General features: G+C 71.7%; 11 protein-coding genes and 1 pseudogene. 4 read left to right on the forward strand and 8 right to left on the reverse strand.

The annotated features are described in order from the left end of the window. Positions 1 to 141: 141 nt before the first annotated feature. From whiA to rapZ, 3 genes are all read right to left on the reverse strand, one after another. Positions 142 to 1,122: a DNA-binding protein WhiA gene (gene whiA / locus ACSMXO_RS31560; protein ID WP_107263068.1), complete on the reverse strand. Its 981-nt coding sequence runs from the start codon at positions 1,120 to 1,122 to the stop codon at positions 142 to 144. Between the two features lie 75 nt (positions 1,123 to 1,197). Further along, positions 1,198 to 2,214 carry a gluconeogenesis factor YvcK family protein gene (locus ACSMXO_RS31565; RefSeq protein WP_455414938.1) on the reverse strand — a complete coding sequence of 339 codons (1,017 nt, stop codon included), beginning with the start codon at positions 2,212 to 2,214 and terminating at the stop codon, positions 1,198 to 1,200. Between the two features lie 38 nt (positions 2,215 to 2,252). Next, positions 2,253 to 3,101: an RNase adapter RapZ gene (gene rapZ / locus ACSMXO_RS31570; protein WP_346259022.1), complete on the reverse strand. Its 849-nt coding sequence runs from the start codon at positions 3,099 to 3,101 to the stop codon at positions 2,253 to 2,255. 343 nt (positions 3,102 to 3,444) lie between these two features. Between rapZ and ACSMXO_RS31575 the strand changes: the two genes are divergently transcribed. Together ACSMXO_RS31575 and ACSMXO_RS31580 are read left to right on the forward strand one after the other, a co-directional pair. Continuing rightward, the gene (locus ACSMXO_RS31575; protein WP_455414939.1) at positions 3,445 to 4,077 is read left to right on the forward strand and encodes a winged helix-turn-helix domain-containing protein; all 633 of its coding nucleotides are present in this window, start codon (positions 3,445 to 3,447) and stop codon (positions 4,075 to 4,077) included. Further along, entirely contained in the window at positions 4,074 to 5,369 is a 1,296-nt protein-coding gene (locus tag ACSMXO_RS31580; protein ID WP_455414940.1) for an MFS transporter, read from the forward strand. Before ACSMXO_RS31575 ends, ACSMXO_RS31580 begins: the two co-directional genes overlap by 4 nt. A gap of 82 nt (positions 5,370 to 5,451) precedes the next feature. Here the strand turns inward: ACSMXO_RS31580 and ACSMXO_RS31585 are convergent, their stop codons facing one another. Beyond that, positions 5,452 to 6,150 carry a hypothetical protein gene (locus ACSMXO_RS31585; RefSeq protein ID WP_455414941.1) on the reverse strand — a complete coding sequence of 233 codons (699 nt, stop codon included), beginning with the start codon at positions 6,148 to 6,150 and terminating at the stop codon, positions 5,452 to 5,454. A gap of 415 nt (positions 6,151 to 6,565) precedes the next feature. Here ACSMXO_RS31585 and ACSMXO_RS31590 point away from each other — a divergent pair, with 415 nt between their 5' ends. Then, complete coding sequence (locus ACSMXO_RS31590) at positions 6,566 to 6,823, forward strand: hypothetical protein (protein WP_455414942.1); 258 nt, start codon at positions 6,566 to 6,568, stop codon at positions 6,821 to 6,823. 20 nt (positions 6,824 to 6,843) lie between these two features. On the opposite strand, the gene uvrC is transcribed toward ACSMXO_RS31590, so the two are convergent. The 4 genes and pseudogenes from uvrC to rsgA form a co-directional block, all read right to left on the reverse strand. Continuing rightward, positions 6,844 to 8,781, reverse strand: coding sequence for an excinuclease ABC subunit UvrC (gene uvrC / locus ACSMXO_RS31595; RefSeq protein ID WP_455414943.1), 1,938 nt, complete (start codon positions 8,779 to 8,781; stop codon positions 6,844 to 6,846). A gap of 77 nt (positions 8,782 to 8,858) precedes the next feature. Then, the gene (locus ACSMXO_RS31600) at positions 8,859 to 9,344 is read right to left on the reverse strand and encodes a Rieske (2Fe-2S) protein (RefSeq protein WP_346263012.1); all 486 of its coding nucleotides are present in this window, start codon (positions 9,342 to 9,344) and stop codon (positions 8,859 to 8,861) included. Positions 9,345 to 9,630: 286 nt separating this feature from the next. Beyond that, a pseudogene (gene uvrA / locus ACSMXO_RS31605) lies at positions 9,631 to 12,588 on the reverse strand (excinuclease ABC subunit UvrA); the annotation flags it as partial. A 142-nt stretch (positions 12,589 to 12,730) separates the two neighbouring features. After that, positions 12,731 to 13,801, reverse strand: coding sequence for a ribosome small subunit-dependent GTPase A (gene rsgA / locus ACSMXO_RS31610; RefSeq protein ID WP_455414944.1), 1,071 nt, complete (start codon positions 13,799 to 13,801; stop codon positions 12,731 to 12,733). A 220-nt stretch (positions 13,802 to 14,021) separates the two neighbouring features. Here rsgA and ACSMXO_RS31615 point away from each other — a divergent pair, with 220 nt between their 5' ends. Next, positions 14,022 to 14,777 (forward strand): maleylpyruvate isomerase family mycothiol-dependent enzyme, encoded by a 756-nt coding sequence (locus ACSMXO_RS31615; RefSeq protein WP_455414945.1) that lies wholly within the window; start codon positions 14,022 to 14,024, stop codon positions 14,775 to 14,777. Positions 14,778 to 14,781 lie beyond the last annotated feature (4 nt).

Here is a 14,781-nt window from a genome sequence, read left to right on the forward strand (position 1 = left end):
GTCAGCACGGCGGAGAAGGCCGGTACCGGCCCCATCGCCGTACGCTGCGACCTTATCCGAGCGCGCCGCTCCGCGTTGCGTCGGGGCACAATCCGGCCAATCGACTTCACCGGCGGGGGTGCGAGGAGCGCGCCGGGAACGTCAGACCGCCAGCATGTCCGGGGTGACCGCCGCTTCGGTGTCGGGGATGCCCAGGTCACGGGCCCGCTTGTCGGCCAGCGCCAGCAGCCGGCGGATCCGCCCGGCGATCGCGTCCTTGGTCAGCGGCGGGTCGGCCAGGGCACCCAGTTCCTCTAGGGATGCCTGCCGGTGCTCCAGCCGCAACCGGCCGGCCGAGGTGAGGTGGTTCGGGGCGTCCTCGGCGAGGATCTCCAGGGCCCGGGTGACCCGGGCGGCGGCGGCGACGGCGGCCCGGGCCGAGCGGCGCAGGTTGGCGTCGTCGAAGTTGGCCAGCCGGTTGGCGGTGGCCCGCACCTCGCGGCGTACCCGGCGCTCCTCCCAGGAGAGCACGCTGGAGTGTGCGCCGATCCGGGTCAGCAGCGCGGCGATCGCGTCGCCGTCCTTGACCACCACCCGGTCCACCCCGCGCACCTCGCGGTACTTGGCGGTGATGCCGATCCGGCGGGCCGCGCCGACCAGCGCGAGCGCCGTCTCCGGGCCGGGGCAGGTGATCTCCAGCGCGCAGGAGCGGCCCGGCTCGGTCAGCGAACCGTGCGCCATGAAGGCACCCCGCCAGGCCGAGACCGCGCAGCAGACGTTCGCCGCCACCACGTGCGGGGGCAGCCCGCGTACCGGCCGGCCGCGTACGTCGAGCAGCCCGGTCTGCCGGGCCAGCGCCTCGCCGTCCTTGACCACCCGGACGATGTAGTGGCTGCCCTTGCGCAGCCCGCCGGAGGCGAGTACGTGGATCTCGCTCGGATATCCGTAGACCTCGGCGATCTCCCGGCGCAGCCGACGGGCCACCGCGCCGGTGTCGAGTTCCGCCTCGACCACCACCCGTCCGGAGACGATGTGCAGTCCGCCCGCGAAGCGCAGCAGGGCGGCCATCTCCGCCCGCCGGCAGCAGGGCTTGGGCACGTCGACCCGACTCAGCTCGTCCTTGACCGCAGCCGTCATCGCCATCTTGTCGTCACCTCGTGGGCCGGTCCCGGCGGGTGCCGGTGATTCGTAGGTGCTTGGTTGTTGATTCGTAGGTGCTTAACGATCGGCGCCCAGGAGAGGCACCAGCGCGGCGCCCAGCGCTGCCGGATCGTGCTGGGGCCCGCCGTCCGGTACGGCCACCGGGGCGAGCACGAGCCGCGCACCCAGCGATTCTGCCGCACGATGCACCGGTTCGGGGTCACCCACCGCCTTTCCGTCCGCCAGCACCACGTCGACGGTGAGCCCGGGCAGGTACCAGCCGAGCGCGGCCAGGTGGTCGGCGAGGGAGAGGCCGAGCGTCTCCGCCTCGTTGGCGAGGTTCAGCGTGACCAGTCGGCGGGCCCGGCTCGCCACCATCGCCGCGGCCAGCTCCGGCACCAGCAGGTGCGGGATGACGCTGGTGTACCAGCTTCCCGGGCCGAAGATCAGCCAGTCGGCCTCGCGGACCGCCGCCACCGCCTGCGGGCAGGCGCTCGGCCCCTCCGGGGTGAGCCGGACCGACTCGACCCGGCCGTCGGTGACCGCCACCGCGTGCTGTCCGCGTATCGTCTGCACGGCACTCGGCCGGCGCGGGTCGGCGCCGCGCACCCGGGCCTCGATGCCGACCGGCTGGCAGGCCATCGGCAGCACCCGGCCGACCGCGCCGAGCATCGCGGCGGCGTGGTCGAGCGCGGCCACCGGGTCGCCGAGCAGCTCCATCAGCCCGCAGAGCACCAGGTTGCCGACCGCATGCCCGGCCAGCGGGTCGGGACGCGGGCCGCCGCCGGCGAACCGGTGCTGGAACAGCGCGGCGCTGCGCCGGGTCCCGGGCTCGTCCGCGGCCAGCGCGGCGAGCGCCTGCCGCAGGTCGCCGGGGGGTAGCGCGCCGCGTTCGAGGCGCAGCCGTCCGCTGGAGCCGCCGTCGTCGCCGACCGTCACCACGGCGGTGATGTCGAGGTCCAGCTCCGGCGCGCAGCGGCGCAGCGCCCGCAGCGACGCCGACAGGCCGTGCCCGCCGCCGAACGCGACCACCCGCAGCTTCACTGAACCTCTTTCCTCCCCCGCTTGCGGTCCGTCGTGACCGCGGGTGGACATCGGGGGGTGCGCGCCGCGCGGTTCAGGTGGAGAAAGGTTCACTCGCGCCCCAGGTCACGATGGTGCGGCGTGGCCGAGAGCCGGGCCTGGCGCAGCCGGGCCGCGAGTTCCTCGGCGATCGCCACGCTGCGGTGCTTGCCGCCGGTGCAGCCGACCGCCACGGTCAGGTAGCGCTTCCCCTCCCGCTCGAAGCCGGGCGCGGTCGCGTTGATCAACCGGGCGTACGTCTCGACGAAGGTCACCGCGCCGTGCTGACCGAGCACGTACCGGCTGACGTCCTCCTCCCGGCCGGTGTGCTCGCGCAGCTCCGGCACCCAGTACGGGTTGGGCAGGAAGCGGGCGTCCAGCACGAAGTCGGCGTCCGGCGGGAGGCCGTACTTGAAGCCGAAGGAGAGCACGGTCACCCGGAGCCGGCGGGCGTCCTCGCCGCCGAACAGCTCCTCGACCCGGCTGCGGAGCTGGTTCACGTTCAGATGGGAGGTGTCGATGATCACGTCGGCCTGGTCGCGGGCCTCCTCCAGCAGGCCGCGCTCGACCGCGATGCCGTCGGCGAGCCGCCCGTCGCCCTGCAGCGGGTGCGAGCGCCGGACGCTCTCGAAGCGCCGGATCAGCACCTCGTCGTCGGCGTCCACGAAGACCACCCGGGGCTGGAAGCCGCGTTCCTTGAGTGCCCGGATCGCCCCGGCCAGGTCGGTGGAGAATGCCCGGCTGCGCACGTCGAGCACCATCGCGGTTTTCCGGGCCGCCCCACCGGCCTGGAACGCCAGCTCGGCCATGTCGAGCATGAGCGCCTGCGGCAGGTTGTCCACCACGTAGAAGCCGACGTTCTCCAGTGCCCGGGCAACGGTGCTGCGGCCACCGCCGGAGACCCCGGTGACCACCACCAGGGTGGTGTCCGAGCGGGTCGGCTCCGCCGGTTCCGCCTCGGACCGGGTCCGCGCCGGCTGCCCCCCGTCCGGTGCCTGTTCCGTCTCGTACTCCCTGCTCTGGTCTTTCGCGCCCGTCGGCGACTCGTCGGTCGCCAGCCGAGTCTCGCTCACGCTCCACCCCCAGCCGTACCCGCCTGCCGGATCGACGGTACGCCGCCCGGATGCGGGTTCGGCGAGGGTCGACCACCCGACGAGGTTGGAGACGTAATCTACCCGGCCGTCGGAATCTCCCGGGCCGGCGGCCCAGCCGGATTGCCGTTCGCGATTGCTAAAGGAACCTTTCTAGAGTTATCTTTAGGGTATGCCGCCGCCACCCAGGTCCGAGATCCGACTCACCGACCCCCGGGCCCTCCGGGGGTACGCGCACCCGCTCCGGATGGCCCTGCTCGGGCTGCTCCGCCGGGAGGGGCCGCTGACCGCGACCCAGGCCGCCGAGCGGCTCGACGAGAGCGTGCCGAACTGCTCCTACCACCTGCGCCAGCTCGCCAAGTACGGCCTCGCGGAGCGGTCCGAGGGCGCCGACGCCCGGGAACGGCCCTGGCAGGCGACCGCGCTCAGCACCTCCTGGGACGACCTCTCCGACGATCCGGAGGCCCGGGCGGCGGCCAACCACCTCAACGCGATGGTCCTGGACCACTACGTCGCCCGGGCCCGGGCCCACCTGGCACAGCGGCCGTACGAGCCGGCGGACTGGCGGGCGGTGCTCGGCTTCGGCGACGCGCTCGTGCACGTCACCGCGGCGGAACTGGCCGAACTGACCCGCCGGATCGAAGCCCTGCTCGCCGAGTACAACGAACGGATGACCGACCCGTCGACCCGGCCCGAGGGCTCCCGCGCGATCGGGCTCATCCAACTGGTCGTACCCACCGAGCCGCCGACGCCACGGGCTGCCGCAGAGCGAGCTTCCGCCTCGACCGGGGAGCCGGGGCGATGACCGGCACGCTGACCCCGCCCGCGGTCGAACGCCGCCGGCGCTGGGTGCCGGAGCTGCTGCGCCAGGCACCGTTCCGGCGGTACTGGTCAGCCCAGACCGTGTCACTCTTCGGCGACCAGATCTCCGTGCTCGCCCTGCCCCTGCTGGCGGTGCTCGGCACCGGGGCCGGCCCGGCCGAGATGGGCTACCTCACCGCCGCCGCACTGATCCCGAACCTGCTCTTCTCGCTGCTCCTCGGCGCCTGGATCGACCGCTACCCGGAGAAGCGCCGGGTGATGATCCTCGCCGACCTCGGCCGGGCGGTGCTGCTCGCCGCCGTGCCGGTGGCGTACCTGTTCGGGGTGCTCTCCCTCGGCCAACTCTACGTGGTCGCCTTCCTGACCGGCACCCTGGCGGTGCTCTTCGAGGTCGCGCACAGCACCCTCTTCGTCTCGCTGGTGCCCCGGAAGGACTACGTCGACGCGGCCGCGCTGACCAACGGCAGCCGGGCGATGTCGTACGTCGCCGGGCCGAGCGCGGGCGGAATCCTGGTGCAGACCCTCACCGCACCTGTCGCACTGCTCGTCGACGCGGTGACGTACCTGGTCTCCGCGCTCTTCCTGGCCCGGATCGGGCCGACCCGACCGACGGAGCCGTCCTCGGACGGCGGCGTCGTGCTCGGCATCAGGCAGGGACTCCGGTTCGTCGTCCGCTCCCCGATCCTCCGCTCGCTGCTGCTCGGCACCACCACGCTGAACCTCTTCAACTACATGTTCACCGCGCTGTTCGTGCTCTACGCCAGCACCGAACTGGGGCTCTCCCCCGGCATGCTCGGGCTGGTGATCGGAGCCGGCTCGGTCGGCGCGCTGCTCGGCGCGGCGGTCACCGGTCGACTCGTCCGCCGGCTCGGCATCGGCCGGACCGTGCTGGTCAGCTTCGTGCTCTTTCCGGCTCCGCTGGTGCTGGTGCCGCTGGCCGGCGGGCCGACCCCGGCGGTACTGGCCGCGCTCTTCGTCGCGGAGTTCCTCTGCGGGCTCGGCGTGATGATGCTGGACATCACCGTCGGCTCGCTACAGACGGCGGTCATCCCGGAGATGCTGCTGGCCCGGGTCACCGGCGCGAAGCGGACCGTCAACTACGGGATCCGGCCGATCGGCGCCGCGCTGGGTGGCAACCTGGGCGCGGTCCTCGGGGTACGCCCGACGCTCTGGATCGCCACCGTCGGGGCGCTCGCCGGGCTGCTCTGGGTGCTGCCGACCGCGATACCGAAGCTGCGCCACCTGCCGGAGCCGGATCACGCCGCCGCCGCGTGATCCGTTCCTGATCCGGAGACGCTGCTGGCCGGGTCCCCGGTGGCGGGGACCCGGCCAGCGGATGCGTCGCTTGCTTGTTCGGTTAGCTGTTGTTCCAGGCGTTGGCGACCAGGTCAGCAGCCTGGTCCTCCCACTGCGCGTACGCGTCCGGGTACGCCGACACCTGCACCTTCTGCGCCGCCACCGTCAACGGCAGATCATGCCAACCATCAACCTGCTTCAGACCCTTCAGGAACGCGGTCGTCGAGTACTCCGGATCCGTGATCTGATCCGGCGAACCCCAACCCGACGACGGACGCTGCTGGAACAGCCCCAGCGAGTCATGATCGTTGCGATCACCCAGATGACCCAGGTTCTCCAACTTCGACTCCTGCAGCGACGTACCCACCGCGATCACCGCGGCACGCTCGTCCAGACCAGCCTTCTTCGTCGCCTTCACAATCGCCCGCACGTTGTCGGACTGCTCACCCGACACCGCAATCCTCGACTGCTCACCCTGCACACCACGCGGCACCAACCGATCCCGCGACGGCTTACCCTCACTCTTACGATCCTTGCCCTTGTCACCCTTGTCGCTCTTGCCCTTGTCGCCCTTGTCGGCCTGCATCACCGACTGCGACACCGGCGACCCGGCATGCTCCGCAGCAGCCTGCGCGGCCACCGCCGGGCCAGCGACAGCGCCACCAACAAACGCCAGACCAGCCACACCCAGAGCGGTCCTACGAACCAGAGAAGTCTGCTCGACGGCCGGGAGCCATCGGCTGAACAGAGTCGTGTTCATGATGGTCCACCTTCCAATCGGGGGAACAACACCCACCGGAGGCATCCGGGGTGTCATTGGAAAACTCGTCCCGAGACACACGCTCACGCCGGTCTCCAAGGGACAGCAGAACGCCCGGGCACCTGCGGGGGGGATGCTGGTACTCGGGCGAACACCATATGTAACGACCGGCGGCCCCGGATCATTCCCGGAGACCCGACCACCAGCCCAGCTCACAGGCGGTGGTACTCGGCCGTACGTGAGATGTAACGACCGGCAGCCCACCAATATTCCACCGGCCATGCCGGGACCGAGTTGATCTTGGGCCAGATTCGGACACGGCGGACATCGCGCCCAGACGCGTGCGGCAGACGACATGAACCAGCGCCGAACGCCTCCACATGCAGTCGCATCGATATCCGCTTATCCTGATGCAATGCTTATCCGGATAGTCACCTCTGCACTACTCACCGCATCCATCGTCGTGTTGGGCACCGGTACGGTGGCGAGCGCCGTCGAGACCAGGCAGTTCCGTGGTGAGGGCTACAGCAGCATGGGGCTGGCCTATCACTGGGCATACGGCCAGGCCCTGGGCAGGGCCCGGGACGCCGGTTTCACCGACTGCGAAGTGATCGACAGTTACACCTGGCCCGGCGGGTACGAGGCATGGGTGCTGCTGGAGTGCACTCGCTGACCGGCCGCCCGCATCGGGTGTCAGCGGTTCTCCGGTGCCTCCGCCGGACGCAACGCCGCGACGATCGCCTCCGCCGTACGCCGGCCGATCCCCGGCACCTCGGCGATCTCCTCCACCGTGGCCGCCGACAGCCGCTTCACCGATCCGAAGTGTCGCAGCAGTGCCTTGCGGCGTACCTCGCCGAGGCCGGGGACGTGGTCGAGGCCGGAGACGGTCATCCGCTTGGAGCGGCGCTGCCGGTGGAAGGTGATGGCGAACCGGTGGGCCTCGTCCCGGACCCGTTGCAGCAGATAGAGCCCTTCGGAGGTGCGCGGCAGGATGACCGGGAACTCGTCGCCGGGCAGCCACACCTCCTCCAGCCGCTTGGCCAGCCCGCAGAGCGCGATGTCGTCGAGGCCCAGTTCGGCGAAGACCTCCGCAGCGGCGGCGACCTGGGGCTGCCCGCCGTCCACCACCACGAGCTGCGGCGGGTACGCGAACTTCCGTGGCCGCCCGGTGGTCGGGTCGATGCCCGGCCGGTCCGGGTCGGAGGCCATCTCGTCACCGATCTCCCCGGTCTCGCCCCGGGCCTGGAGGTAGCGGGCGAACCGCCGGCGCAGCACCTCGGAGAGCGCCGACAGGTCGTCGGTGGCTCCCCGCACCACGAACCGCCGGTATTCGCTCTTGCGCGGCAGGCCGTCCTCGAAGACGACCATGCTGGCCACCACGTCGGTGCCCTGGATCTGCGAGACGTCGTAGCACTCGATCCGCAGCGGCGCGGTACGCAGCCCGAGCGCCTCGGTGATCTCGTCCAGCGCCTCGCTGCGGGTGGTCAGGTCACCGGCCCGGCGCAGCTTGTGCCGGGTCAGCGCCTCGGCCGCGTTGCGGGCCACCGTCTCCAGCAGCGCCTTCTTGTCGCCGCGCTGCGGCACCCGCAGGGCCACCTTGCTGCCCCGCCGCGCCGACAGCCACTCGGCCAGCGCGTCGACGTCGGCCGGCAGCGCGGGCACCAGCAGCTCGCGGGGCACGTCGCCTTCCCCTTCGGCCCCCCCGTAGACCTGGGAGCAGAAGTGGTGCACCAGGTCTCCGGTGGTCAGGTCCTCGACCTTCTCCACCACCCAGCCGCGCTGGCCGCGTACCCGGCCGTCCCGGACGTGGAAGACCTGGACCGCCGCCTCCAGCGGATCCTCGGCGAACGCCACCACGTCGGCGTCGGTGCCGTCGCCGAAGACCACGGTCTGCTTCTCCATCGCCCGGCGCAGCGCCACGATGTCGTCGCGCAGCCGGGCGGCCCGCTCGAACTCCAGCGTCTCGCTGGCCTCGCCCATCTCGCGTTCGAGCCGGCGGACCATCTGGTCGGTGCGGCCGGCCATGAAGTCGCAGAACTCGTCGACGATCCGGCGGTGCTCGTCGGCCGAGGCCCGGCCGACGCACGGGGCCGAGCACTTGCCGATGTCACCGAGCAGGCACGGCCGGCCGATCTGGGCCTGCCGCCGGAACACCCCGGCCGAACAGGTCCGGGCCGGGAAGACCCGGAGTAGCAGGTCCAGCGTCTCGCGGATCGCCCAGGCGTGCGAGTACGGCCCGAAGTAGCGCACCCCCTTGCGCTTGGCGCCCCGCATCACCTGGAGCCGGGGGAACTCCTCGTCGAGGGTGACCGCGAGATAGGGGTACGACTTGTCGTCCCGGTAGCGCACGTTGAACCGGGGGTCGTACTGCTTGATCCAGTTGTACTCGAGCTGGAGCGCCTCGACCTCGGTGCCGACGGTGACCCAGTCCACGCTGCCGGCGGTGGTGACCATCTGCTGGGTGCGCTGGTGCAGGTTCCACAGGTCGCCGAAGTAGGAATTGAGGCGGCTGCGCAGGCTCTTGGCCTTGCCGACATAGATCACCCGGCCGGTCGGATCCCGGAATCGGTATACCCCGGGCAGGTCGGGAATCGTGCCCGGTGCCGGGCGATAGGTAGCGGGGTCGGGCACGCCGACAAGCGTAGACCCCGCCTGGGACACCGCCTGGCGCGGCGACGGAGGGTCGGCCGCGCCAGGCGTACGCCGGCTCAGGCCAGGACGATGTTGTCCCCGTCGACGGTGACCTTCTTCTCGGCCAGCGGCTTGGTGGCCGGGCCACCCTTGACCGAGCCGTCCGCGACCGAGAACTTGCTGAAGTGGCAACTACAGTTGATCGTGCCGCCGTCGACGGCGGTCACCGGGCACTGCTGGTGGGTGCAGATCGAGCTGAAGGCCTTGAACTCGCCCTCGGTCGGCTGGGTGACCACGATCTGCTGCTCCGCAATGATCTTGCCGCCGCCGACCGGGATCTCGCTCTTCTTGGCCAGCGCGGCGGCGCCGCCACCCTCGGCCGGAGCGCTCGCCGAACCGCTGGGGGCCGGAGCGCCGGCCGACGGGCTGCTTCCGGTGCCGTCGAGCGCGTCGTCGTCGCCGGTGCCGCACGCGGCCAACACCACGGACACGCCAACCACACCCGCACCGGCCAACAGCGCCCGTCGGGTCTGCGTGCCCGGCCCGGTCAGTTCGTCACTCATACCTAGCCTTCCTCTTCGGCGCCGCGCTCCTGGTCGTCCGCGGCCACGCCCGAAGACACGGATATATCCACCAACCGGTTCAACCGGCCCGGCGTCAGGACTTTCCGGTACGCCGGCTCTTCGCCGGCCCGGTCTTCGCGGTCGTGGTCTTCGCCGTCGTACCCGCCCGGGCGGCGCCGCCCTTCACCGTACCGCCGCCGGCCCGGCCGTTGCCGGCCTTCGCGGTACCGTCACCACCCTTGGCCACGCCGCCGTTTGCCCTGGTCACACCGCCGTTGGCCGGCGCCGCTCCGGCGGCCTTCGCACCGCCGCCGGCGGCCTTCGCGGTGCCGTTGGCCTTCGCGGTGCCGTTGGCCCGGGCCGCCCGGGTGGTGGCCGCGCTCGCACCCCGGGCCGGTCCGGTCAGCCCGAGCACCGGCCGGAGGAACTGCCCGGTGTGGCTCTCCGGCACCTCCGCCAGCTCCTCCGGGGTACCGGCGGCCAGCACCGTGCCGCCCCGGTGCCCGCCCTCCGGGCCCATGTCGACCAGCCAGTCGGCGGTCTTGATCACGTCCAGGTTGTGCTCGATGACGATCACCGTGTTGCCCTTGTCGACCAGGCTCTCCAGCACCCCGAGCAGCTTGCGGATGTCCTCGAAGTGCAGCCCGGTGGTCGGCTCGTCGAGCACGTACACCGTCCGGCCGGTGGAGCGCTTCTGCAGCTCGGAGGCGAGCTTGACCCGCTGCGCCTCGCCGCCGGAGAGGGTCGGTGCCGGCTGGCCGAGCCGGACGTACCCGAGGCCGACGTCGACCAGGGTCTTCAGGTGCCGGTGGATGGCCGGGATCGCCGAGAAGAACTCGGCCGCCTCCTCGATCGGCATCTCCAGGATGTCGGAGACCGTCCGCCCCTTGTAGTGCACCTCCAGGGTCTCCCGGTTGTAGCGGGCACCCTTGCAGACCTCACACGGCACGTAGACGTCGGGCAGGAAGTTCATCTCGATCTTGATCGTGCCGTCGCCGCTGCACGCCTCGCACCGGCCGCCCTTGACGTTGAAGGAGAACCGGCCCGGCCCGTAGCCGCGGACCTTCGCCTCGGTGGTCTCGGCGAAGAGCTTGCGGACGTGGTCCCAGACCCCGGTGTAGGTCGCCGGGTTGGACCTCGGGGTACGCCCGATCGGCGACTGGTCGACCCCGACCACCTTGTCGACGTGCTCCAGGCCGGTGATCCGGGTGTGCCGGCCGGGCACCAGCCGGGCCCCGTTGATCTGGTTGGCGAGTACGGCGTAGAGGATGTCGTTGACCAGCGTCGACTTGCCCGAACCGCTGACCCCGGTGACCGCGATGAACTGGCCGAGCGGGAACGAGACGGTCAGGTTCCGCAGGTTGTGCTCGCGCGCACCCTGCACCACCAGCTCCCGGCCCGGCATCTGCGGCCGGCGCCCCTGCGGGGTCGGGATCGACCGGCGCCCGGAGAGGTACGCCCCGGTCACCGAGTCGGTGTTGGCCAGCAGCTCCGGCACCGAACCGCTGTGCACGATCTTGCCGCCGTGCTCGCCGGCCCCCGGCCCGATGTCGACGATCCAGTCCGCCGTCCGGATGGTGTCCTCGTCGTGCTCCACCACGATCAGCGTGTTGCCCAGCCCCTTGAGCCGGACCAGCGTCTCGATCAGCCGGTGGTTGTCCCGCTGGTGCAGCCCGATCGACGGCTCGTCCAGCACGTAGAGCACCCCGACCAGACCGGAGCCGATCTGGGTGGCGAGCCGGATCCGCTGCGCCTCGCCGCCGGAGAGGGTGCCGGCCGGCCGGTCCAGCGACAGGTAGTCCAGGCCGACGTCGACCAGGAAGCGGAGCCGGGCGTTGATTTCCTTGAGCACCCGCTCGGCGATCATCTTCTGCCGGTCGGTCAGGGTCATCCCACCGAGCAGCTCCGCGCACTCGCCGACCGACAGCGCGCAGACCTCGGCGATGTTCCGCCCGCCCAGGGTGACTGCCAGCACCTCCGGCTTGAGCCGGCTGCCCCGGCAGACCGGGCAGGGCACGTCCCGCATGTACCCCTCGTACTTGTCGCGGGACCAGTCCGACTCGGTGTCGTTGTGCCGCCGCTCGATCCACTGCACCACGCCCTCGAAGCCGGTGTAGTAGGAGCGCTCGCGGCCGTACTTGTTGCGGTAGCGCACGTGCACCTGGTCGCCGGAGCCGTGCAGGATGGTCTTCTGCGCCCGGGACGGGAGCGCCCGCCACGGGGTGTCGAGGTCGAAGTGCTCGGCCTCGCCCAACGCCTGCAACAGGCGGAGGAAGTATTCCTGGGTGTGCCCGCCGGACCACGGCTGGACAGCACCCTCGCGCAGCGTCCGCTCCGGATCGGGTACGACGAGTTCGGCGTCGACCTCCTTCTTGGTGCCCAGCCCGGTGCACTCGGGGCAGGCGCCGTACGGGGCGTTGAAGGAGAAGACCCGGGGTTCGAGGTCCTCGATCGCCAGCGGGTGGTCGTTGGGGCAGGCCAGGTGCTCGGAGTAGCGCCGTTCCCGCCCCGGGTCGTCCTCGGGCAGGTCGACGAAGTCGAGCAGCACCAGCCCGCCGGAGAGCCCGAGCGCGGACTCCACCGAGTCGGTGAGCCGCTGCTTGGCACTCCCCTTGACGGTGAGCCGGTCCACCACCACCTCGATGGTGTGCTTCTCCTGCTTCTTCAGCTTCGGCGGCTCGGTCAGCGGATAGACCACCCCGTCGACCCGGGCCCGGGCGTAACCCTTGGCCTGGAGTTCGGCGAAGAGGTCGACGTACTCGCCCTTGCGGCCGCGCACCACCGGGGCCAGCACCATGAACCGGGTGCCCTCGTCCATCGCCAGCACCCGGTCGACGATCTGCTGCGGGCTCTGCTTGGAGATCTTCTCGCCGCAGATCGGGCAGTGCGGCTCGCCGACCCGGGCGAAGAGCAGCCGGAGGTAGTCGTAGACCTCGGTGATGGTGCCGACGGTGGACCGCGGGTTGCGCGAGGTGGACTTCTGGTCGATCGAGACGGCCGGGCTCAGGCCCTCGATGAAGTCGACGTCCGGCTTGTCCATCTGGCCGAGGAACTGCCGGGCGTACGACGACAGCGACTCCACGTAACGTCGCTGGCCTTCGGCGAAGATCGTGTCGAAGGCCAGGCTGGACTTGCCGGAACCGGAGAGCCCGGTGAAGACGATCAGGGCGTCGCGTGGCAGGTCGAGGTTGACGTCGCGCAGGTTGTGTTCACGCGCGCCACGGATGATCAGTCGGTCGGCCACTGTCCGCGCACTCCCGGGGAGAAAAGATATGTTCTGTCCGATTTGGTGGCGCAGAGAAGCGCCTCGGCAACTCTAGCCCCGGCGTATGACAGTTTTCCCCGCCGGCAGATTCCCGCAGGTCAACGCCCCCGATCCCGGCAGCTCACCGCCCCGGGCCGCCCCGACTCCGCTGCTCCTTGCGAATCCGCTTCCATTTGTACCGCTCCTCGGCCGCCAGCCGCGCGTCCCGACGGCGTGTCTCGTACGCCACCTCGCGCTGGAGTTTCTGCCAGCTCGCCCAGCGCCGCGGGCTCAGCTCGCCGGTCTCCAGCGCGCCCTGGATCGCGCAGCCCGGCTCGCCCCGGTGCCCGCAGTCGGCGAACCGGCAGGCGGCGACGAGTGCGGCCACGTCGGCGAAGGCCTGGTCCAGCCCGACCGCCGCGTCGAGCAGACCCACCGCCCGCACGCCCGGGGTGTCCAGCACCGCTCCGCCGCCCGGGATCGGGATCAGTTGCCGGTGCGTGGTGGTGTGCCGGCCTTTGCCGTCCACCCCGCGTACCCCCTGGGTGGTCATCACCGTCGCGCCGGCCAGCGCGTTCACCAACGTCGACTTGCCGGCACCGGACGGCCCGAGCAGCGCCAGGGTCCGGCCGGCGGCGACCCACGGGCGCAGCCGGGCCAGCCCGGTACCGCGCTGGGCGCTCACCGGCAGCACCTCGACGCCCGGCGCCGCCTCGCCGAGCTGCTCGGCCACCGCCGCCGGATCGGCCACCAGGTCACATTTGGTGAGCACCAGCAGTGGGGTGGCGCCGGACTCCCAGGCCAGCGCGAGCAGCCGCTCGATCCGGGCCACGTCCGGCGACGGATGCAGCGGCTCGATCACCGCCGCCGCATCGGCGTTGGCCGCCAACACCTGGCCGGTCGAGTCCTTGTCGGCGGTCCGCCGCACGATCGCGGTACGCCGGGGCAGCACCGTCTCCACGGTCAGTCGCCCGTCCGGCCAGTCCCGGACCAGCACCCAGTCCCCCGCACAGGGCAGGTTGACGGCGTCCCGGGCGGCTGCGACCAGCACCCCGCCACCGAGACTGGCCCGGACCGGTCCGGCCGGCACGAGCACCGTGCAGATCCCCCGGTCGGCCCGGACGACCCGCCCCGGCCGTAGTTCGTCGCCGCGGTCCAGGTACGCCGCGGCCGCGGACGCGTCCCAGCCGAGGGACGCGAGATCGAAGGTCATGTCAACCCTTGTCGTCAGGAGTGGAATTCAGCAGTCGAATTCAGAAGTGGAAACGGTGGCCCCGCGCACTGCGACCGGCATGCATCCCACCTCCTCACGCCATGCGGGTGTGGTGTCGACGGTAGGTGCTGCTCCGGCCAGACCGAAAGCCAATTCCGCCCGCCACTCCCGGCGGAGGCGTCCGGGCCCCTCCGGTCGTCGAGCGCTATCGTCGTGAGTCGTGACACTCGACCCACTCGCGCTGCTGCCCGAGGTGGACCGGGCGACGGACCGGCTGTTGCGGACCGTCGACGGGCTCGACGAGGCGGCGATCGGCGAGCCGTCCCTGCTCCCCGGTTGGACCCGGGGACACGTGCTCAGCCACCTCGCCCGGAACGCCGACAGCTTCGTCAACCTGCTGACCTCGGCGCGTACCGGCGAGGACATCCCGCAGTACCCGAACCCGGCGGCCCGGAACGCGGACATCGCGGCCGGCGCGGCCCGGCCGGCCGCCGTCCAGCTCGCCGACCTGCGGGCCAGCGCGGAGCGGTTCGTCGAGGCCGCCCGGGTGCTGCCCGCGGATGCCTGGGCCGCAGAGGTCCGCTCCGCCCGGGGGCTGCGGCCCGCCGCCACCCTGGCCTGGGGGCGGCTGCGCGAGGTGGAGGTGCACCACGTCGACCTCGCCGCCGGCTACCGGACCGCCGACTGGCCGGACGCGTTCAGCCAGCGACTGCTGCACGAGGTGGTGCACGACCTGGCCGAGCGGGACGATCCACTCGCCCTGGTGCTGCTGCCGGCGGAGACCGGGCAACCGCTGACCGTCCACACCGGGCGGGGCCGGCCGGTCGGCATCCCGGCCCCGGACAGCGGCCCGGAACTGCGCACCGTCGCCGGCCCGGCGCACGAACTGGCCGGCTGGCTGACCGGCCGGAACAGCGGTACCGGCCTCGTGGTCACGCCCGCCGGGCCGCTGCCGGCACCCCCGCCCTGGATCTGATCCG

This window comes from Plantactinospora sp. DSM 117369, from assembly GCF_053764795.1.

Coding starts and splice junctions, on each gene's coding strand:
- whiA (WP_107263068.1), bottom strand. CDS start 1,122: ATGGCGATGACGGCTGCGGTCAAGGACGAGCTGAGTCGGGTCGACGTG.
- ACSMXO_RS31565 (WP_455414938.1), bottom strand. CDS start 2,214: ATGTCCACCCGCGGTCACGACGGACCGCAAGCGGGGGAGGAAAGAGGT.
- ACSMXO_RS31575 (WP_455414939.1), top strand. CDS start 3,445: ATGCCGCCGCCACCCAGGTCCGAGATCCGACTCACCGACCCCCGGGCC.
- ACSMXO_RS31580 (WP_455414940.1), top strand. CDS start 4,074: ATGACCGGCACGCTGACCCCGCCCGCGGTCGAACGCCGCCGGCGCTGG.
- ACSMXO_RS31585 (WP_455414941.1), bottom strand. CDS start 6,150: ATGAACACGACTCTGTTCAGCCGATGGCTCCCGGCCGTCGAGCAGACT.
- ACSMXO_RS31590 (WP_455414942.1), top strand. CDS start 6,566: ATGCTTATCCGGATAGTCACCTCTGCACTACTCACCGCATCCATCGTC.
- ACSMXO_RS31600 (WP_346263012.1), bottom strand. CDS start 9,344: ATGAGTGACGAACTGACCGGGCCGGGCACGCAGACCCGACGGGCGCTG.
- rsgA (WP_455414944.1), bottom strand. CDS start 13,801: ATGACCTTCGATCTCGCGTCCCTCGGCTGGGACGCGTCCGCGGCCGCG.